Origin of the sequence: Geobacter hydrogenophilus (genome assembly GCF_018501225.1) — a bacterium.
Classification (GTDB): Bacteria; Desulfobacterota; Desulfuromonadia; order Geobacterales; family Geobacteraceae; genus Geobacter; species Geobacter hydrogenophilus.
Genome location: NZ_JAHCZI010000003.1, coordinates 382,312 through 401,808, shown reverse-complemented (window position 1 = coordinate 401,808; position 19,497 = coordinate 382,312). Strand labels below are relative to the sequence as shown.

Below are 19,497 nucleotides of genomic sequence, written 5' to 3'. Positions count from 1 at the left end.
ATAGAATGCGCCTTTCGGCAGCGCTGGATAGGACGCCATCCTACCCCAGGATGTAATTCCAGACAACTACAGAAACCAGCTCACCGAATTGCAAAGCCGCTCCAGAAGCCGCACAAACGAGCCCCGTCGCTCGTGCTCCTCCAGGACCACACGGCGGGACCCCCTGAGGTCGTCGGCAAACATCTCCGCCATCTGGTAGCCGAACTCGCGGCTGACAACGATGGTATTGACTTCGTAGTTGCGATGGAAGCTGCGCTGGTCGAGATTTGCCGAGCCGACAACCCCCCAGGTGTCGTCAATGAGCATGACCTTGGCATGGAGGAACTCCCCCTGGCGCTCGTAGATCTCGACGCCGGCCCGGAGAAGAGGCGCGTAGTAGCCCCGGCCCACAAGCCGGACGATGGGAACGTCACTCTTGGCGGGGAGGATCAGTTGAACGTTCACCCCCCGCCGCACGGCCCGCAACAGGGAGCGGACCACCCGCGGACCCGGCACGAAGTAGGGGTTCATGATCCGGATCGATTCTCCCGCTCCGGCCATGGCGATGCGGAAGGCATTCCCGATGAAGGAACGGGCGTGATGGGGACCGTCGCTCACAATCATCACGTCGGCATCCCCCATGCCGGCCACGGGAACATGCTCTGCAAACCAGGCCGGCGGGGGGCTCCCCTTTTCCTCAATCCAGAACTCCCGAAAGAGCCGCACGAGGTCGGTGACGGCAGGCCCGTCGATCCGGACCCCAATATCCCGCCAGCGGTCGGTTTCCCGCCCGAACCCCGAGTACTCGTCGCCGATGTTGATCCCGCCGGTAAAGGCGGTTTCTCCATCGATGACCGCCATCTTCCGGTGATCCCGCTTGTCGAACCAGGCGAGTCCCCGGCGAAAGGGGGGCGGGTTGAAGGCGAGACACCGGACTCCCCCCAGCTCCAGGCGCCGGAAATAGGAGGAAGGGGTATCGAAACAGCCGATGTAGTCGTAGATGAGGGAAACGGCAACCCCGCGGGAAGCGGCGGCCAGAAGCGCCTCGGCAAAGGCGGAGCCGGTGGCGTCGTCGCGCACGATGTAGAACTCGGCGTGGATGTGGTGTCGGGCCTCGGCCAATGCCGCCAGCATGGCAGGGAAGAACTCCGCACCTGAATCGTAGAGCTTCACCCTGTTCCCCCGAGAATGGGACGCCTCGGCATTTCTCCGGAAAATGCGCAGGAAGCGGGGGGCACGGTGGGTGCCGATTATCTTTTTACGTCTCACGATGGACATGCCCGGGACTCCTGCATCAAGGGTAACGCAGGCGGGCGAGGAGGGCAAGGGAGATGATGGCGGGAAAAATCAAAGAGGCGCGGAGTCTCCCCCGCGCCTCCCTGCTTGTCATCGTGCGTTCTTTTTCAGTCTTCGTAGGCAACCACCCGGACGAGGCCGATGGTCTCACCCTTGTCGTCGGTGGTCGGCGAGTCGGAAACGGAGATGATCCGCTTCACGCCGTTGTTTGTCACGAAGTCGTTGACCATGGCGTCCAGAGAGGAAAGCTCCTGCATGGTCTTGAGGGGACGGATTTCCATGCCAAACGTCTTGACCTTGTAGCCCATACCATCCTCCTTGATGTTACCTTCAGGCTGATCCGGGTAACACGTGCGTCGGTTACTGGACGGAAATCACTTCCTTTACGCCGGGCACCTTCTCCTTCAGGGTCCGCTCGATCCCCATTTTGAGGGTCATGGTGGACATGGGGCAGTGGCCGCAGGCACCGACCAGCTTCACCTTCACCACGCCATCCTCGGTCACCTCCACCAGCTCCACGTCGCCGCCGTCCGCCTGGAGCGCGGGGCGCACCGTATCGAGAACCTTCTTCACGTCTTCCAGCATCGTTGTTTCCTCCTTGGGTTTGTGTGCTCTGCTTATCTGTTATGCTTCTCTCCCGGAACCCCGGGGCTCGTAAGAGGACGGGGGTCGAGAATCTCCGCGAGCTTGTCGGCCGTCAGGAGCTGTCGCTCCTCCACGATCTCCCGGATGCTCCGTCCCGTGGCCGTCGACTCCTTTGCCACCTCGGCGGCGGCGGCGTAGCCGATATGGGGGGCCAGCACCGTGGCGAGCCCCACCGACTGGTCCAGGTACCGGCGGCAGCGCTCCCTATCAGCGGTGATGCCGGCGATGCACGTCTGGGCCAGCTTCGGCACCGTGTTCTTCAGGATCTCCAGGCTGAAGAGGAGATTGAAGGCAATGACCGGCATCATCACGTTCAGCTCCAGTTGCCCCGCCTGGGCTGCCAGGGTTATGACCGCGTCGGCCCCCATCACCTGGAAGGCGACCATGTCGGTTGCCTCGGCCATGCTCGGGTTCACCTTCCCCGGCATGATGGAGGAGCCGGGCTGGATCGCCGGAAGCGCGATCTCGGCAAACCCGGTCCGGGGGCCGGAGGCAAGGAGCCGCAGGTCGTTGGCGATGCGGACGAGGTTCGCGGCGAGCCCCTTGAGGGCCGACGAGAGGGCCACGAAGGGATCCATGTTCTGCATCCGCTCCACCAGGTTCGTCCCGCGATGAAGGGCAAACCCGGATTCCCGTGCCAGTTCCGCCACCACCAGATCGATGTAGGCCGCCTCGGCGTTCATGCCTGTGCCGACGGCGGTGCCGCCGATCCCCAATTCCCGAAGCCCCGGCAGCGCGGCGTCGATCCCCGCCAGGTTCTTCTCCATTGCCACGGCCCACGCCTCGAACTCCTGGCCGAGGCGGATCGGCACCGCGTCCTGGAGGTGGGTCCGGCCGCTCTTGAGGATGGCATCGAACTCCCGCCCCTTCCCCCGCAGAGCCGCCACGAGCCCCTCCAGTCCCGGGCGCAGCTTCTCCACGAGGGTCAGGGACGCCAGCCGCATGGCCGTGGGAAAGACGTCGTTGGTGGACTGGGCCATGTTCACGTGGTCGTTGGGGTGGACCGGCGCGTAGGCGCCCCGTTCCCCCCCCAGGAGTTCGTTGGCCCGGTTGGCGAGGACCTCGTTCACGTTCATGTTGTGGGAGGTACCGGCCCCGGCCTGGAACGGGTCCACCACGAAGTGGGGATCGAAGTCGCCGGCGAGGGCCTCGTCGGCGGCCCGGACGATTGCCTCGCCGAGCCGGGGTTCGAGCCTCCCCGTTGCCATATTGGCCCGGGCCGCGCTCTTCTTGACGATAACCGTGGCCCGGACCAGGGCGGGATGGGGCCGGAGCCCCGAGAGGGGAAAGTTGGCCACTGCACGGGCCGTCTGGGCACCGTAGTAGGCGCCGGCCGGAACCTGCACCTCGCCGAGGGTATCCTTCTCGATCCGAAACGTCACTGTTTCGCCTCCCCCTTCCCCGCCTCCGTCCCGATTACCCCTTGATGGCGTTGTACTTCCCGGTAATCACCCGCAGGTGCTCGGCCTCCTCGTCCCGCAGGGCCTTGAGCATGTTCTTGCCATCGGCGTCGGAAGTCTTCGCCATGAGGTCGTCGAAGTAGGCAATGCCTTTCTTCTCGATCTCCATGGCGATCTCCAGAGCCTGGAGGTCGTCAGTGTCGAACCCCACCTGTTGCTCGCCGGCACCGGCCGCGTCGAGGGTGATGGTGGAACCGCCGTAGAAGACCCAGCGCCCCCCCTCGTGGAGGGACTGATAGAGCTCGTTCAGCTTCAGGTAGTGCTGCTCCTCGGTCTTGGCGAGCCAGCGGAAGATCCGCTTCCCCTCGGGGTTGAAGGTCTTCTGCTCGGCCCTGGTGTAGAAATCGAAGGTCTCCTTTTCGATCTCCATGGCCCGCATGATGGCGTCGAGGGTCTCTTTGGTCTGGTCGTTCATCGGCGCTCCTTAGGCTAAGATGGTTTCAATGGTAAGCAGTTCGTCAACGGTCCTGGAGTGAAATACCCGGCAGCCGAGCTCCTCCGGCAGCCGCAGGTCGATGTCGTAACGGTCCCCCACGAAGAGGCAGTGGGAGGGTTCTTGCCCGATCTCCCGGAAGATTTCCTCGAGAACCTGCCGGTCCGGCTTGGGGCGCCAGGAATCCTCGATGGTGAAGACGCGCCGGAAGCACCCGTCAACGCCGAGGGCCGTCATGATCCGCGAAGAGAGGAGGCGGTTGTTGTTGGTGTAGATATGAAGATCATACCGCTCGCCCAGCCTCCTCAGCAGCTCCACCACCCGCTCGTCCCGGCCGAGGAAGGGTTCCGGCTCGATCTCGGCTCCAAAATGGCGATGGAGCTCCCGCAGGTCAATCCCCAACTCCAGACAGGCATGACTCAGGGAGGCGGTCCGGCCGGTACGGGCGGCTATCTTCTCCCGGGTCTCCCGGATGAGGAGTCTCGCCTCCTCGGGGGAAATCCCCCGCACCGCGGCCACATGCCCCATGGCGGAGGCGTCGATCTGGCGGCCGACCCCTTCACTGTCGTAGAGGGTGCCATCCAAATCGAATACCAGGGCGCGAATCCCGCTCACCGTTACCCCCTCCCCTTACGGGTAGAGTCTATCATCGGAAGGCCCCGTGTCAAAAGAGCTTGCCCCAGTCGCGCATGCAGAGGAGCCGGGGGTTTTCGACCCCTTTCGCCTGGACGAGAACCTTGAAGGTGTCCCCCATCCCCCCCTCGGGGAGGATAAGCTTCTTGAGGGCGAGGCGTATGGCGATCTGCTCCTTTTCGCTGGTGGCGGCGGCCTCCAGGGCCATGAGTTCCTCCATCATGCCGGTGGCCACCAGGAAGCGGTACTGCTCGCCGTACCAGACCTTGCGCAACCCCAGTTCCTCCCCTCGCGCGGCAAGGGTGGTGAAGTCCACATGGGTGGTCATGTCCTGGAGACCGATCCGGATGTAGGGGTTCTCTTCAATGGTATGGCGGTAATAGCAGAGGAGGGTGCCGTTCAGGCGCATGGGGCCGTAAAGCTCGGGGGCCAGGTAGCCGTAGTCGATGGTGAGGACGAAGCCCCGCTCCAGGGCAGTGGCCACCGATTCAAGCCACCGGACGGCGTTCAGGTTGATCTCGGCCCGCTGTCCCACGGCGAGGGTGATGCCGAGGCGGGAGAGGTACGCCTCCAGTTCCGGCGTCGAGAGAAGGAGAATTTCGGTAAACTGGTCCCCCTCTGCCGCGACAAAGACCTCACGCAGCCCGTCGGGGCACATTTCGACCAGGTGGGTCGGGAAGGAATCGATCAGCTCGTTGGAGTAGAGACAGCCGGTGAACCGGAGCCGCCCCTCGGCCAGGTCGGCGGGGGTGCTCCAGGAAACCTTTGGCAGATGCCGGGCAAGAAGCTCCGCCTGCACCGCGGCAAGACTCGGTTCGGCCTCGATGAGGGTGAGGCGGATGCCGTCGTAGAGGGCGGGGTTCAGCTCCTGGATGGCGTCGAGGACATCGGTGGCGAGACGGCCGTGGCCGGCCCCGGCCTCAACAATGTCGAAGGAGGCGGGGCGCCCCATCTCCTCCCACATGCGGCAGATCTCCCGGGCGATGAGGCGCCCGAAAACGGAGTGGACGTTGATGCTGGTGTAGAAATCCCCCTCGGCCCCCACCTTGCGGCCGGGCGAGGTATAGTAGCCGAGCCCCGGCTCGTAGAGGCACATCGCCATGAAGTCGGCGAAGGAGAGTCGCCCCTGCTCCCGAATCCGGTTGAGAATGATCTCCCTGAGCCTGCTGTCGTCCGGCTGATCCACGCAAAACCTCCCGAAAAAGCTCAGTTATAGAGGATGGGGATGGTTTTGTCAATGCAGCGGCAGAGCTCGTGTCTTCACACCGCCCGGATCCGGTCACGGGGATCCACATGGACCGGGGAGAGATCAAGGGTTTTCCCCTCGGCCAGCAGCCGGCCAAGCTCTTCGGCGGTGACGGGACGGCTGAAGTAGTACCCCTGCATCTCTTCGCACTGGTGACGGCAGAGGAAGTCGATCTGCTCGGCCAGTTCGACCCCCTCGGCGATGGTCTTCATGCCGAGGCCGTGGGCCATGGTGATGATGGTCTTCACGAGGGTGGCGTCGTCGGGGTCGCGGGTCATGTCGCGGATGAATGCCTGGTCGATCTTCAGGTTGGCGATGGGGAAGCGCTTCAGGTAGCTGAGGGATGAATAGCCGGTGCCGAAGTCGTCGATGGCCACCTCGATCCCCCGGTCCGTCAGGTCGCGGAGGATGGCGGCCGACTTCTCCGCCTCCTGCATGACGAGGCTTTCGGTCAGCTCCAGTTCCAGCCACTGGGGAGCGAGCCCCGTCTCCATGAGAATCTCCTCCACCATCTCGATGAGGTTCTCCTGCCGGAACTGGCGGGCCGAGAGGTTCACGGCCATGCGGAGCGGCGGCAAACCCGCATCCTGCCATGCCTTGTTCTGGGCACAGGCGGTCCTGAGAACCCACTCGCCCATGGGGACGATGAGCCCCGTCTCCTCGGCCAGGGGGATGAACTTGGCCGGCGACACGAGCCCCATCTCCGGATGGTTCCAGCGCACGAGGGCCTCCACCCCGCAGATCTGGCCGCTCCGCAGGTCGACTCTCGGCTGGTAGTGGAGCATGAACTCCTGATTCTTCACGGCCCGGTGGAGGCTCGTTTCCAGGGAAAGCCGCTCGAAGACCCGGGTGTTCATCTCCGCCGAGTAGAACTGGTAGTTGTTCTTCCCCTGCTCCTTGGCGTGATACATGGCGGCATCGGCGTTCTTGAGGAGCGCGTCCACGGTCTCGCCGTCGGTGGGGAAGAGGGCGATGCCGATGCTGGCGGTGACGTAGATCTCGTTACCCATGAGAAGGAGCGGCGCCGCGAAAACGTTGATCATCTTCTTGGCCACGGTGATGACGTCGTGCATCTCACGCACGTTGGGGAGAACGATGATGTACTCGTCGCCGCCGAGCCGCGCCACCGTGTCCCCCCCCCGGAGGCAGTTCTTGAGCCGGTTGGCCACCGCCTTCAGGAGCATGTCTCCCACCGTGTGCCCCAGGGTGTCGTTCACCTTCTTGAAGTTGTCCAGGTCCAGGAACATGACGCAGATGGGATTGCGGCGCCGGAACGCTTCCAGGGCCAGGGCCTGGCCGAGGCGGTCCTGGAGAAGGTTGCGGTTGGGGAGCCCCGTGAGGGGGTCGTGGGTCGCCTGGTAGACTAGCTGCTCCTCGTAGCGGCGGTGCTCGGTGATGTCGTTCATGACCCCGATGTAGTTGGTCACCACGCCGTCCCGGTCCCGTACGGGAGCGATGAAGAGTTCGTTCCAGAAGGGGGAGCCGTCCTTGCGGTAGTTGCGGAGCACGAAGCACCCTTCCCGCTCTTCCCTGAAAGCATGCATGAGTTTCTTGAGCTCGGCCTGGTCCCGGTCGTCGCCCCTGAGGAAGCGGGGGTTCTTGCCGATTACCTCATCGACGCCGTAACCGGTGATCCGCTCGAAGGCCGGGTTCACGTAGATGATGGGGTTGTCGGGATGGGTAGCGTCGGTGATGGTAATGCCGTTGATGCTCGACTCCATGGCCCGCTTGAGGAGAACCAGCTCCTGTTCGCTGCGCTTGCGGGCCGAGATGTCGGAAATGATGGTGATGACCCCGAGCGGGGTGCCTAAGCTGTCGCAGATGGGGGCCGCCGAGAGGCTGACGTCGATGGGGACGCCATCCCTACGCCGACGCCTCAGTTCCACGTCGGTGACCCTCTTCCCTTGGAGGACCAACTCCCGGAGCTTCCGGTGCTCTGCCTCCCGCTCCGCCGGGACAGCGGGATAGGGTTTGCCCAGGACCTCATCGGCGCTCCAGCCGAAGATCTCCTCGGCGGCACGGTTCCAGAGCGTTACGTTCCCGTTGCAGTCCACAGCCACGATTCCCTGGGGCGAGGCCTGAATGAGGGCGTCAAGCTTTTCATTGGTTTCGCGAAGCCGCTCACCGGCCTCCCTGCTCTCGGTAACGTCGCGCACAATGCCGATAAAGTTCCATTTCCCATCCAACTGGACCCGGCTCAAGGCAAGGGCAGCGGGGAAACGGCTCCCGTCGCTCCGAATCCCCTCCGCCTCGCAGGTCAGGCGGGAATGCTCTTCACCGCAGCAGACAAGGGGGGTAAGGAGAGGGTTATCCTTCCCCGTCGACCTGATTGCCAGAATATCACTGATGGAGCGTCCGGCCACCTCGGCGCTTCCGGAGCCGAAAAGCTGCTCTGCGGCTGGATTGAGGGAAAGGAGACGGCCGGCTCCGTCGAAACTTATGATGCCGTCGGCGATGTGGTCAAGGAGGAGGTCGGTGTGAAGCGAGGCGGTCAATGCCACGCTCCGCAGCGGCCGAACAACGCTCCACCAGATGATGGGAGCCGAGAGAATCACGAGGAGAAAGGCGTCGAGAAGGGAAACGGCCAGCGGAGTGCCGGAGCCAGCGGCCCGCGGCAGAAGAGCCATGAGGAACAACTCGATGGCGAAAATCGTGACGAGGAATGCCAGCAGCTGCCTTAGCGGCGACGGCAGATGCCGCAGAATCTTATCGGACTTTTCGGCAAACCCCATGCAGGTGCTCCACCGCGGCACCCAGAGAGGGGATGGGGCCGCGCGATCCGGATTATTCACATTCTACTTATCCGTATCGACCGGCCGCTGGAAAACTTTAGCACTGTGCGCGGTTCACGCGCCTTTTTGTTCAGGGAGTCACTACCCCGTATTTTGCGGCCATCCGCCGGGCTGCCGCGCCGACCTCATCCCTCAGGGAAGGGGGCGCCAGCACCTCGGCATGCTCGCCGTAGGAGAGGACCCAGGAGACGAGCTCCATTTTTCCCCCGGCAGTGAAAGAGAGGACGAGACTTCCGTCTTCACCGATTTTCACCGTCTGGCTCGGATGCCAGACCCTCCCCCGGACCGCATGGGCGATCTCGGGGGAAAAGCGTACCGCCACCTCCAGGGGTTCCTCCTCCACGATGCCGAAAGCCCCCTTGAGCCGCTCCTCGGGCCGGTAGTCGGCGGTGATTTCGAAGCGCTCCTTCCGCACCTCGACGCCGGTTATCCGTTCGGCGGCAAAGGTCCGGATGGCCTTGCGGTTGTGGGCGTACCCCACCAGATAGAGTCCCCCCTTGTAGAAGACCAGGGTGTAGGGGTCCACCTCGTAGGTGGTGGCCCTCCCCTTCCCCGCCCCCCGGTAGGAGAGCCGCACCCGGTACTGGTAGATGAGAGCGTCGCGCAGGCTTTCCAGGTGCCCGGCCACCGGGGCGTAGTCGCGCCGCCCCTGCAGGAGCGGCAGCGACACATCGGCGATCCGCTCCATGTGGGCCGCATAGCGGGGGGGAAGCACCGAATTGATCTTGCGGAAGACCGCATCGAGATCCTCCCGGAAGGGAGTTCCGTCGAGAAAGGAGAGCTGGGAGCGGAAAAACGACAGGGCCATGAGCTCCTGGAGGGTGAAGGTGATGGGGGGGACATCCTTGAAGCGGGTGAGGAAGCGGTAGACTTTCCGACCGTTCAGCCACTCGGAGACCAGGGGGTACCCCGCCTCGTGGATGGCGTTCAGGTCCCGGTGGACGGTGCGGCGGTCCACCTCGGTCTCCTCGGCCATCTCGTCGAGGGTGACCCCGTGGCGGGCCTCGATGAGGCGGATGAGGTCGTGGACCCTCCCCGCCTGGGAGTACTTCTTGGCCGGCTTTCCCTTCTGCATGGTTGACCTCCCGGAGACGACTTTGGGGGGATGATACCTGAAGCGCCGGGAGGCGCAACGAGAAAAAACGGCTCCTACACCCTGAACCACCCCACCATGCCGTTCAACTCGCCGGCCAGGCGGGAGAGATCCTCGGAGGAATGCCTGATGTCACTGAACGAGCTGCGCAGTTCACGGGTAATGACGGAAATCTCATCCATGTTCCGGGAAACGTCACCGCTGGTTGACGACTGCTGCTCCGCCGCCACGGCGATGCGCCGCACCATGTCGGTAACCCGTTCCACATACTCCACGATCCGGTCCGTGGCCTCCATGGTATCGTTAATGCGGTCGAGGATCGTGCCAACCGACCGCCGCTCGTGATGCATGGAGCCCACCGACTGCTTCACGCTCTCCTGCATGGCTTTCACCGTCTGGGAAATGTCCGCGGTGGCGGTTGCCGTTCTCTCAGCCAGTTGCCGGACGCTGTCGGCGACCACGGCGAAGCCCCTCCCCTGCTCGCCGGCACGGGCAGCCTCGATGGAGGCGTTGAGGGCCAGCAGGTTGGTCTGGTCCGCAATATCCTCGATCAGGGTGACGATCTCGTTGATCTGGGCCGACTGGTCTCCCAGGAGCTCCACCTTGCCGGCGGTATCCTCAAACGTTCCGGCGAAGTGCCGCAACTCCCGGACAGTGAGCGCCATGGCCTTCTTTCCCTCAAGCGCGGCCGTTTTCATCATCTCGGCGGTTCCGGCAGCCTCGGAGGTATTCCTGGCCACATCCAGGGTCGTCTGGGACATTTCCACCATGGCAGCCGCCGACTGCTCAACGCGTAAAGCCTGCTGTTCCGCTCCATCCTCGAGGACACCGGCAGTGGTTGACATCTCTTCGGAATTGCTGGCCAGAGACTCCGTGGCAGTGCCGATTCTGGCCACTATCTGGCGGATACTGTCCACCATCTTCACCATTGACGCCTGAACCTTCCCCACCTCGTCGCGGCTGCCGCTTTCCAGGCGTGCGCCAAGGTTTCCTCCGGCCACCTCCTCGGAAGCGGCGATGAGCTGTCCCATCGGCAGGGCGATGGAGCGATAGATCCAGAGGCCAATCAGAATGCCGAACGCGATGGCGCCGATGCTGATGCCGACAATGAGCCCCATGCTGAAACGGATCGTCGTATTGACCGATGCAATGGCCTTTTCCTGATCACCCTGGGCGGTTGTTACGGTCTCTTTTCCTTTCGCTGCCTGCGTGCGCACGATCTCCCGAAGCTTTGCCGCATCGTGCTCCGCCTGGGCCTTGAGTTGCATCTTCTGGTGGAGTTTCGCAAGGATACCGTCCTTGGCCAGAATGGTCTCCCGGATGCTGGAGAGCGAGCCGAAGGCTGCATTGAGGAGCTTCAGCTCCTGGCTGGCCTTGACCTTCCGCAGCGAGGCTGCCACCGCTTTCTCTGCCACGGCTATCTTCCCGTACTGCTGGTTGATTTCGGCGGCGATACCGTCCAGATCCTTTTCCGACCCGGCGAGGAACAGACGGGAGGAGAGTCCTTCCACGGACACACCGAGGGAGACCAGATCGGAATTGCTCGTCAGAACACCAACGGCGATATTCGAATTCGAGAAATTGCCCTTCAGCTTGGCGGCAACAGCCGTGCTCATCTGGTTCGCCTTGTCCGCCTCATCCTCGATTGTTTCGGAAACCGTTGCCAACGCCTCCCCAACGTGGCCGGCAAGGGCATCGACCCGCTTTTGATCGCCACCCTCCACGTGGGCCTTGATGAGCTCCTCCACCCTGGCATTGAGGGCAGCGACTTCGCTGCCGATCTGCTTGTTCTGCCGGACGTTGCCGTTCTGCATAACCTTCTTCATGGCAACGGCGTACTTTTCCTGAATCTGCTTCTTGTTCTGCATCCGCTGCAGATCGACGATCAGGTACTGGACCTCTTTCAGGGATGCCTTGAGGGTTTCGATGCTCCTCAGCCGCTGGGCGATCTTGTCGGTTTCGTCGGTGGCCGAGGCATAGGCGGCGGAACTGCTCTGCTGGAGGTTCTTTACCTTGCGATCCAACTCCTTGAGCCGCGCGGTTGTCTCCCTGGCCTGCCGGGAAATCATGGCGTTCGCCTCCGCCGATTCCCTTTCGGACGTAAGTTTCGCGGTCATGGTGCTGAACAGTTCGACGGCAATGCCGTTCAGCTCATCGGACGCCTGGAGTTTTTCCCTGGAGAGGTTTTCCAGAACCTCCTGCGCCGTCCTGACATCCCTCAGCGACTGTTCGGCCTCCCCCTTCGCCGCTGCGAACTCCTGGGTGGTGGCCGACGCCACCACCTTGATCAGATCGGCGGTGGCCCCCTGGAGCGACCGCTGGAACTCGACGGTGCGCATCTGGAAAGGGGTGCTCTTTTCCGTGAGATACGAGAGTCGTCCCTTGATGGACCGCATGCCGATGAAGCTGGTGACGGCGACCGCGCTGACAACGATGATCATGATGCAGGCGTTTGCCGTTAGTTTTGTCTTGATGGTCATTCGGTAAATCCTCTGCTTTCCGCCACGCAACCCAACTGCACCAATAAGGGGAGAAGACGTCAGGCGCCTTCTCCCCCTTCAGTTATTGCTTATCGGCAAAACCTGCACAACTTGAGCATGTTTACAAATAATTTTGGCACATTAACTATGCATAATCATTCAGATCAAGCAAGTGGCTCCGTTGTGCCTACCACTCTTCCCGCTGTTTCTCGGCCATCTTCTGGAGATACAACTCCGGACTGGTCAGCCGCTTCACCTCGTCGTCCGAATAGCCCAGATCCTTGAAACGGAGCACACCATTGGGGGCATGGCAGTTGTTGCAGGTAAGGGCGTTCTTCTTCGTCACCAGGTGATTGCTGCCGAACAGAACCGTCTGCCAGCCGGGAACCGGATCGTACTGCTTGATGCCGAGGATCTTCGCCGCCGAGGCCACGCCGGCCAGGGTGTCGCCGTTTGACATGGGCGGGGCGAAGTCCATGGCAAGCAGTTCGCCGGTCTTCCGGTCGAAGAACCCTTTCCCCTGGAATACCTTGAAGGGGTAAATCCTGCTGGCCTTGTCGCTCCTGCTTCCCTTCGGGCCGATGAAGTCGGGCCGGTTGGCAACGGTCTTGTCGTACCACGCATAGACCGGCACCGTTTCGTTGGCATCCTTGCGGAGCGTGGTCGGCTCGTAGTAGCCGTTGGAGAGCTTCTCCCACGTGGTGAAATCCTTGGCGAAGGAGCCGCCGGTTCTGGTCACGTGGCAGGTCTGGCAGGCGATGCGGGCGGTATGCCGGTTGTACTCCGCGTCCTTGTGGGGGGTTTCCGTGTGGCAGTCGGCGCAGGCAACCCGTACCCCATCGTGGGCCCAGTTGTTGGGATCAAAGCCGGTGGGGATCTTGTGGTTCTTTGCCTTGTGGCAGTCGACGCAAACCATCCCCTTGGCGGCATGGACATCGTTCTCCTTCGTGAAGGCGAACCCGCGCTTCACGAGCACGCCGCCACCGGCCGCCTCGTGACAGGTCATGCAGTTCTTGACCGTCGGCTTCGCGATGGCGAGCGCCGCCTTGACACTGCGGTCCTGCCCGAGCACGACCCGCCCCTGGTCGTCCTTGAAGGGTTTGCGCTTGCTGTGGTCGTACTCGCGGGAATGGCAGACCAGGCAGTCGATGGCCGCCTCGGCCTCGGGGCCGGCGCTCCCCACGTCGCTCAGGTGGTTGCCGGGGTGGCAGGTGTTGCAGCCGGAGAACTTCGTCCCCTTGGCGTCGGGGGTCTTGGGGATCTCCTTGAGGTTATTGACAATGTCGTTGCCGTTGCACATGGTGTAGATGCGGTTTTTCATGCCGTATTCCCGGGCCGGATCGGTATTCTCCACATTGTCCACCTTCGAGGCATGGGTCCAGTGGACGGTGGAGAGAAACTCCTTTGCCTTGCCGGGGTGGCAGACCTCGCAGGTTTCCGGCCCCTTGTAGCCGTTCTTCTCCATATACTCCCTGCCGGGATGATCCTTGGCAAAGGCGGCGGATGCCATCACCGCCCCGGCAACGAGCCCGGTGAAAAGTATCTTGGTCATATCTCTATCCTCTCACTCAGGCCCCCCATGAACCGGGGAACCTTTAATTTTTGTCTATATAGATAAACGAATTAAACATGCGTCGGGAAACCGCAGGCGAACGAGTGCCCGCTGCGTGTAAAAACGGTCAACCGGCACCCTGCCCACTCAGCATCCTGCCGTCTTGCGGAAGATGGTGACGACACCGTCGCCGTCGTCATACTTGACCCGCACCTCGTCACCGTCAACGATCCGCTTGTCCTTGAACTTATCGAGGGTAAGATCGTCCTTCACCGTCACCTTGACCTCGTTGCCGCTCTTGGTGTCCTTGAGGGTGACGGTGGCCGCTCCCCCCTGCATCTCGATTTTTTGGACGGTGCCGACCATCTTCACCTCGGCCGCGCCAGCGATTGCGCCGATGGACAACATGATGACTGCCGCTGATGCTGCGATTGCTTTTCTCATGATTTTTCTCCTCTGATCCATTGTTTCGGCAGTTCCCGAAAGTCCGACATTTTCAGACGGGAGGGGGCCACCCCCCTCCCGAGAACAGATGCTAGAAATGCACTTCAAACGTTGCGTAAATGTCCTGTGCATACTTGACCGGAGCAAGAAGCTGAAGAGTGGACGAGTTGATGTCCGAGATCTTCTGCGGTGCGCCAACCCAGTTATTGCTGCCGGTGTACTCGAAGTCGTAATACTGATAGCCGACCTTGAAGAACACCTTGCTCAGGTACGAGGAAATCGGCTGGAGTTTGAGCTCCTGGATGACGTATCCCTCGTAGACGTTACCGCGGGCACCCACCTTTGAGGTCCACATGTCATCGGAAGCCGGGGCAAAGGTTATCCAGTCCTTGGAGCCGTGGTTATACTCCAGGCCAATCTTGGTACCGGTGGATTCGATGTCGTAGCGGCCACCGAGATAGACGGCCCAGCCGGTCTTGTCCTTGAAGTTGTTTGGATTGTTATTGGGGTCAGCGAAGTAGCCGTTCATGAGCCCCATGCCGCCGGCTGACGCCGAGGCGTTGTTGTTGGGATGGGCGTTGCTGAGCGCACCGCTGATGAACCAGTTGACGTTGCCGATACCCACATTCTTCACCTTGCCAAGGAAGTTCAGACCGTACCAGTCAATGGAGCCAAGGTCGACTGCGGGAGCAGTGTTGCCGAAGGCCGAATTGCTCATCTTCGGGAAGTCAAAGATGTTAAAGCCCCGGTTGTACTGGAAGAAGACACTCAGTTTGTCGGTGTCGTAGGGAATAATTTGAAGGCCAAGCATGTCGGTGTCGTGGATACTGTTATTGCCCGACTGGACGTTGCCGACAAAGCCATTCTCAAAACCCCGGCCATAGCAGATCTTGGCGTACGCCCCCGGCAGCGCCTCGATATCGGGAGCCCAGCCAAGGGTCATCCCGTCAAAAGCGTAATCGACAAGCAGTGCCGGCGTACCGCTGCTGTCGGGTTTTTCGCGATCGTCTTTCAGATGCGTGGGAACACCGCCGGTTGAAGGACGCCGACCGACGGAGAACCAGACCGGCTCCCCTCCGATATTGCTCCAGGTGGCGTAAACGCGGTCGACGAGCAGCCTGCCATCAGAGGGGACATGGCCGAGGGTGCCGTCGAACGCACCGACCCGGTCGGCGAAATAGTTCGAGGTAACCGCGTCGTCATCCTGGGCACCGGAGGTCTTGTACATGAGGAGGCGGGCTGTCACCGACACGTCCTTGGTCGCCTTTGCCTTCATATTGAGGCCAAAACGGTGGGTCATGAGGGAATCGTTCTTGGCCTTATAGCCATGACCGGCCGCCATGGCGGCAGCCATTGCGGCAACCGGGTCGCCAGTGCTCTGGTAGGTTTGTCCAAAGGCGGGTCCGCTGGCATGGTCAATGACGCTCCCTCGCAGGGAATCGACCCTGAACCGGTAGTCGCCGCCAATGGTAAGCCAGCGCCCCAGGGATTTCTCTTCCACCTTCTCGACCTTCCGTGCGGCCTCATCGGCCTTCTTCTCACTGGTCTGCGCCTTCTGCTCGGTGCTCTTCAACTGATCCTTCATTTCCTGCAACTGCTTTTCCAGCGCCTCGATCTTCTTCAGGACGTCCTGCTCCGCCGCGCCTGCCGCGAACGGCTGGGACAAACCCAACAGCACCGCTCCCGCCAGGACTTTGTTCGCTACCCGTTTCATGTGCTCTCCTTTCTCGTGGTCATTGCTGCTGACAGAAGGTTTAGAACTTGCCCGCAAATAATTGTTCCGGTCTCGCACTTCGTCGTTGCGCCACGCTTTGGGGGGACGGCGTGTCGTTCGTCCGTCACGAAAGTGCCAAAAATTGTCGCCGCGTCGCCAAATTTCCCGATTTACCCGCGGCCCACCCCCCGTTACCGCCATATTGCCGGCTTTCACCTCTCTTTTCTTGCAGCACCAATGCCAATAAATGCAAATATACAAATATTAATACCGAATTAATTGTTCGGTTATTATCCAGCCCTGCAGGCAATTAAATATGTTTAACTTATCGTAGAACCACCGACCAGGAGGCCTATGGGCGAACATGGGCAAGTTTTATAATCCCCGACTATCAATGCATAATTCGGCATACAGCTCCGTGGGACGGCAAACGGCAATCGTGCAGAATTGGTAAATGGTGAATAACGCAGGAAGAAAAGAGGATTACTCTCGGGAAAGAACGCAAGCTGGAATGAACGTCAATGGGAACTTGACTCACTATGCCTGTCTTGCGATTAAGCCGGCATGAACTATACTGAAAATATTCTCATCAATCACTCAGGAGGAGGAAACGCATGGAGAGAAAGGCAATTGCATGTGCGGCCGTGCTCGCCCTGGTTGTCGGAGCGGCCTGGGGCAAGGATGATGTCATGGGACGGGCCAAAGGGATCTTCAAGCCGATTCCCGCCAAGGCCAAGGCATTGAAGGGGAACCCGGCCACTCCGGCAAAGGTCGAGTTGGGGAAGATGCTCTACTTCGACCCGCGCCTCTCGTCGTCGCACCTCATCAGCTGCAACACCTGCCACAACGTGGGGCTGGCCGGCGCCGACCTCCAGGAGACCGCCATTGGCCACGGCTGGCAGAAGGGTCCCCGCAACTCACCCACGGTCCTGAACGCCGTTTACAACATCGCCCAGTTCTGGGACGGCCGGGCCGAGGACCTGGCGGCCCAGGCCAAGGGGCCGGTCCAGGCATCGGTTGAGATGAACAACAAACCCGAGAACCTGGTGGCGACCCTGAAGAGCATCCCCGGCTATCAGCCCCTGTTCAGGAAGGCCTTCCCCGGCGAAAAGGACCCCGTCACCTTCGACAACGTGGCCAAGGCCATCGAGGTTTTCGAGGCGACCCTCGTCACCCCGGACGCCCCGTTCGACAGGTACCTGAACGGGAACCGCAAGGCCCTCACCGCCACCGAGGAGAAAGGACTCGCCCTCTTCCTCGACAAGGGATGCGTCGCCTGCCACAGCGGCATCAACGTGGGGGGCACCGGCTACTTCCCCTTCGGCGTCAAGGAAAGCCCGGGCCCCGAAATCCGCCCCGAGGGGGACACCGGCCGGTTCAAGGTGACCAACACGGCGGCCGACAAGTACGTCTTCCGGTCGCCGAGCCTGCGCAACGCGGCCATCACCATGCCCTACTTCCACTCGGGCAAGGTCTGGAAACTGCAGGACACCGTCAAGATCATGGGAAGCGCCCAGCTCGGCATCTCCCTCACCGACGACGACGCCGGCAAGATCACCGCGTTCCTGGGGAGCCTCACCGGCAAGCAACCGAAGGTCATGCACCCGGTCCTGCCCCCCAACTCCGACACCACGCCACAGCCCATGACGAACTGAACCCCAAAAGCGAAAGGCCGGAGAAATTATCCTCCGGCCTTTTCCATTCTCGCATACCACCGATGCCACCATCGCGTTCGTATGTGCGTCAGATTTGTCGTGGCTGATTGAACGGCACCGCAGGCGTAGCCCGAGCTACGTCGAGGATGACGTGATTGAAGCCGCGGCAAAGATGGCGTGCAGACGGACGCGAGTCCCCCTATACTTTTCCTTTTAGGCTGTAGACGTAGGCTAATACCTCCGCCACCGCCGCATAGAGGGCCTCGGGAATCTCCTCCCCCTCCTTCACCTGGGCGTAGAGTTCCCGAGCCAGGAAGCGATTTTCCACGAGCATGACGTTGTGTTCCCGGGCCATGGCCTTTATGGTCTGGGCCATGTGGTCGGCACCCTTGGCGAGGACCGTGGGGGCGGCCATGGTGAGGCGGTCGTACTTGAGGGCCACGGCAAAGTGGGTCGGGTTGGTGATGACCACGTCGGCGGTGGGGATGACGGCCCGCAGCCGCCGCTGGGCCTGCTGGAACTGCATCTGGCGGATCTTCCCCTTGACCTTCGGGTCCCCCTCCGACTCCTTGTGCTCGTCCTTCACCTCCTGCTTGGTCATCTTTTGCCGCTCGATGAAGCGCCACTTCACGAAGACGAGGTCGACGACCCCCAGGATCAGGAGCACGCCGCAGGTGTGGATCACGAGCTTGAAGGAGAGGTGCTTGAACAGTTCCAGGATGCCGGACAGGTCGGTATCGGTCAGGTAGATGATCCCGTCCAGTTCGTCGCGCATGATCTTGTAGGACATATAGCCGACGATCACGATCTTGAGGATCGCCTTGGCCATCTCCATGAAGGAGTCTTTGTTGAAGAGTTTCCCGAAATTCTCCACCGGGTTCAGCTTTTCGGGCTTGAAGGCGATCCGTTCAGCGTTGACGGAGAAGCCCACTTGGGCCACGGTGGAGAAGAGACCGACAATGACCACCACGAGCATAAAGGGGCCCAAAACCTGCAAAATAACAAAGAAAAGCTTGACCAGCAGCATCTCGACGCTCGACTCGGTGAGCTGGAAGGTTCCCATGGACCCGAAAATCTCGCGCGTGGTGGACTTGAGGGTGGTGAACATGAAGCCGCCGGTGGTGTAGAGGGCGACCATGGAGGCAATAAGGGTGACGGTGGAAGTGAGGTCGCGGCTGTGGGGGACCCCCTTCTTTTTCGCCTCGTCCAGCCTCTTCTGGGTGGGTTGTTCTGTTTTTGAGTGCTTGTCTTCTTCCGACACTATCCCTTACCCATGAGCTTCATGAGGGTCATGATCTGCTCGTCCAGCGCCCCGAACGACCCCCGGAGGGTGTGGAGGAACACGGTGAGTGAAAGCCCGAGGATGATGAAGCCGATGCCGATATTGAGGGGCATGCTCACGAAAAAGACGTTCATCTGGGGGAACGCCCGGGCCATAATGCCGAGCATGACGCTCGTCAGAAGCAGGGTCACCATGACCGGCGCGGACAGCTTGATGGCCAGGATGAAAACCTGCCCGATGGTGACGACCAGGAAATTCAGAAGCCCCTCGTTCATGTTCCAGGCCCCCACGGGGAGCACGGAATAGCTCTCCACCAGGGCCCTGATGAAGACATGGTGGACCCCGAGAGAGAGAAACAGCAGGGTGGCGAACATCTCCTGGAACATGGCGATGATCGACTGCTGGTTCCCCTGGGAAGGGTCGATTTCGCTGACAATGGAGAGTCCCATCTGGATGCCGCAGATCTGGCCGCAGAACTCCACGGCGGCGAAGATGATGAGGGAGAGGAGGCCGAGACAGGTCCCCACGAGGACCTCGCGGATCATGAGCATGCCGAGGGAGAGCATGTCGGCGGGGAGTTGGGGAACCTTCGCCTTGATGAGGGGGAAGCAGACCACCGTCAGGGCAAAGACCACCACGACCTTGATATTCATGGGCACCCGCCGGCCGCCGAACAGGGGGATGGATGCGAAGATGCCGGCCATCCGCCCCAGCACCAGAGTGAAGAAGGCGACTTCATTGACCGACGGAAATGGGGTGGTTAGAGGGAACATGGATTCGGAGTAACTCGATG

At 61.5% G+C, this 19,497-nt stretch carries 16 protein-coding genes; 1 reads left to right on the top strand and 15 read right to left on the bottom strand.

All coding sequences use genetic code 11. From position 1 onward, the window contains the following. Positions 1-66: 66 nt before the first annotated feature. The 13 genes from KI811_RS07825 to KI811_RS07765 all read right to left on the bottom strand — a co-directional run bounded on the left by KI811_RS07825 (position 67) and on the right by KI811_RS07765 (position 15,767). On the bottom strand, positions 67-1,257 hold the full coding sequence (locus KI811_RS07825) for a phospholipase D-like domain-containing protein (protein ID WP_214185905.1): 1,191 nt from the start codon (positions 1,255-1,257) through the stop codon (positions 67-69). Positions 1,258-1,382: 125 nt separating this feature from the next. Beyond that, complete coding sequence (locus KI811_RS07820) at positions 1,383-1,583, bottom strand: hypothetical protein (RefSeq protein WP_214185904.1); 201 nt, start codon at positions 1,581-1,583, stop codon at positions 1,383-1,385. Between the two features lie 52 nt (positions 1,584-1,635). After that, positions 1,636-1,860 carry a NifU family protein gene (locus tag KI811_RS07815; protein ID WP_214185903.1) on the bottom strand — a complete coding sequence of 75 codons (225 nt, stop codon included), beginning with the start codon at positions 1,858-1,860 and terminating at the stop codon, positions 1,636-1,638. A gap of 32 nt (positions 1,861-1,892) precedes the next feature. After that, positions 1,893-3,302 carry an aspartate ammonia-lyase gene (locus KI811_RS07810; RefSeq protein ID WP_214185902.1) on the bottom strand — a complete coding sequence of 470 codons (1,410 nt, stop codon included), beginning with the start codon at positions 3,300-3,302 and terminating at the stop codon, positions 1,893-1,895. A gap of 34 nt (positions 3,303-3,336) precedes the next feature. Further along, on the bottom strand, positions 3,337-3,795 hold the full coding sequence (locus KI811_RS07805) for a ferritin family protein (RefSeq protein ID WP_214185901.1): 459 nt from the start codon (positions 3,793-3,795) through the stop codon (positions 3,337-3,339). A gap of 9 nt (positions 3,796-3,804) precedes the next feature. Further along, positions 3,805-4,428 carry an HAD family hydrolase gene (locus tag KI811_RS07800; protein WP_214185900.1) on the bottom strand — a complete coding sequence of 208 codons (624 nt, stop codon included), beginning with the start codon at positions 4,426-4,428 and terminating at the stop codon, positions 3,805-3,807. Between the two features lie 49 nt (positions 4,429-4,477). Next, entirely contained in the window at positions 4,478-5,632 is a 1,155-nt protein-coding gene (locus KI811_RS07795) for a class I SAM-dependent methyltransferase (protein WP_214185899.1), read from the bottom strand. A gap of 74 nt (positions 5,633-5,706) precedes the next feature. Further along, positions 5,707-8,424, bottom strand: coding sequence for a sensor domain-containing protein (locus tag KI811_RS18775; protein WP_214185898.1), 2,718 nt, complete (start codon positions 8,422-8,424; stop codon positions 5,707-5,709). 130 nt (positions 8,425-8,554) lie between these two features. Next, positions 8,555-9,559 carry a helix-turn-helix transcriptional regulator gene (locus KI811_RS07785; RefSeq protein WP_214185897.1) on the bottom strand — a complete coding sequence of 335 codons (1,005 nt, stop codon included), beginning with the start codon at positions 9,557-9,559 and terminating at the stop codon, positions 8,555-8,557. A 74-nt stretch (positions 9,560-9,633) separates the two neighbouring features. After that, positions 9,634-12,057, bottom strand: a complete 2,424-nt coding sequence (locus KI811_RS07780) for a methyl-accepting chemotaxis protein (RefSeq protein ID WP_214185896.1) — start codon at positions 12,055-12,057, stop codon at positions 9,634-9,636. Positions 12,058-12,244: 187 nt separating this feature from the next. After that, complete coding sequence (locus tag KI811_RS07775; protein WP_214185895.1) at positions 12,245-13,609, bottom strand: cytochrome C; 1,365 nt, start codon at positions 13,607-13,609, stop codon at positions 12,245-12,247. Positions 13,610-13,756: 147 nt separating this feature from the next. Then, positions 13,757-14,053, bottom strand: coding sequence for a hypothetical protein (locus KI811_RS07770; protein ID WP_214185894.1), 297 nt, complete (start codon positions 14,051-14,053; stop codon positions 13,757-13,759). 91 nt (positions 14,054-14,144) lie between these two features. Further along, the gene (locus KI811_RS07765) at positions 14,145-15,767 is read right to left on the bottom strand and encodes a DUF3373 domain-containing protein (RefSeq protein ID WP_214185893.1); all 1,623 of its coding nucleotides are present in this window, start codon (positions 15,765-15,767) and stop codon (positions 14,145-14,147) included. Positions 15,768-16,381: 614 nt separating this feature from the next. Here KI811_RS07765 and KI811_RS07760 point away from each other — a divergent pair. Beyond that, entirely contained in the window at positions 16,382-17,422 is a 1,041-nt protein-coding gene (locus KI811_RS07760; protein ID WP_214185892.1) for a cytochrome-c peroxidase, read from the top strand. A gap of 199 nt (positions 17,423-17,621) precedes the next feature. Here KI811_RS07760 and flhB read toward each other — a convergent pair whose 3' ends face one another. Together flhB and fliR are read right to left on the bottom strand one after the other, a co-directional pair. Then, the gene (gene flhB, locus KI811_RS07755; RefSeq protein ID WP_214185891.1) at positions 17,622-18,683 is read right to left on the bottom strand and encodes a flagellar biosynthesis protein FlhB; all 1,062 of its coding nucleotides are present in this window, start codon (positions 18,681-18,683) and stop codon (positions 17,622-17,624) included. Next, positions 18,683-19,477: a flagellar biosynthetic protein FliR gene (fliR, locus tag KI811_RS07750; protein WP_214185890.1), complete on the bottom strand. Its 795-nt coding sequence runs from the start codon at positions 19,475-19,477 to the stop codon at positions 18,683-18,685. Before fliR ends, flhB begins: the two co-directional genes overlap by 1 nt. Between the last annotated feature and the right edge of the window lie 20 nt (positions 19,478-19,497).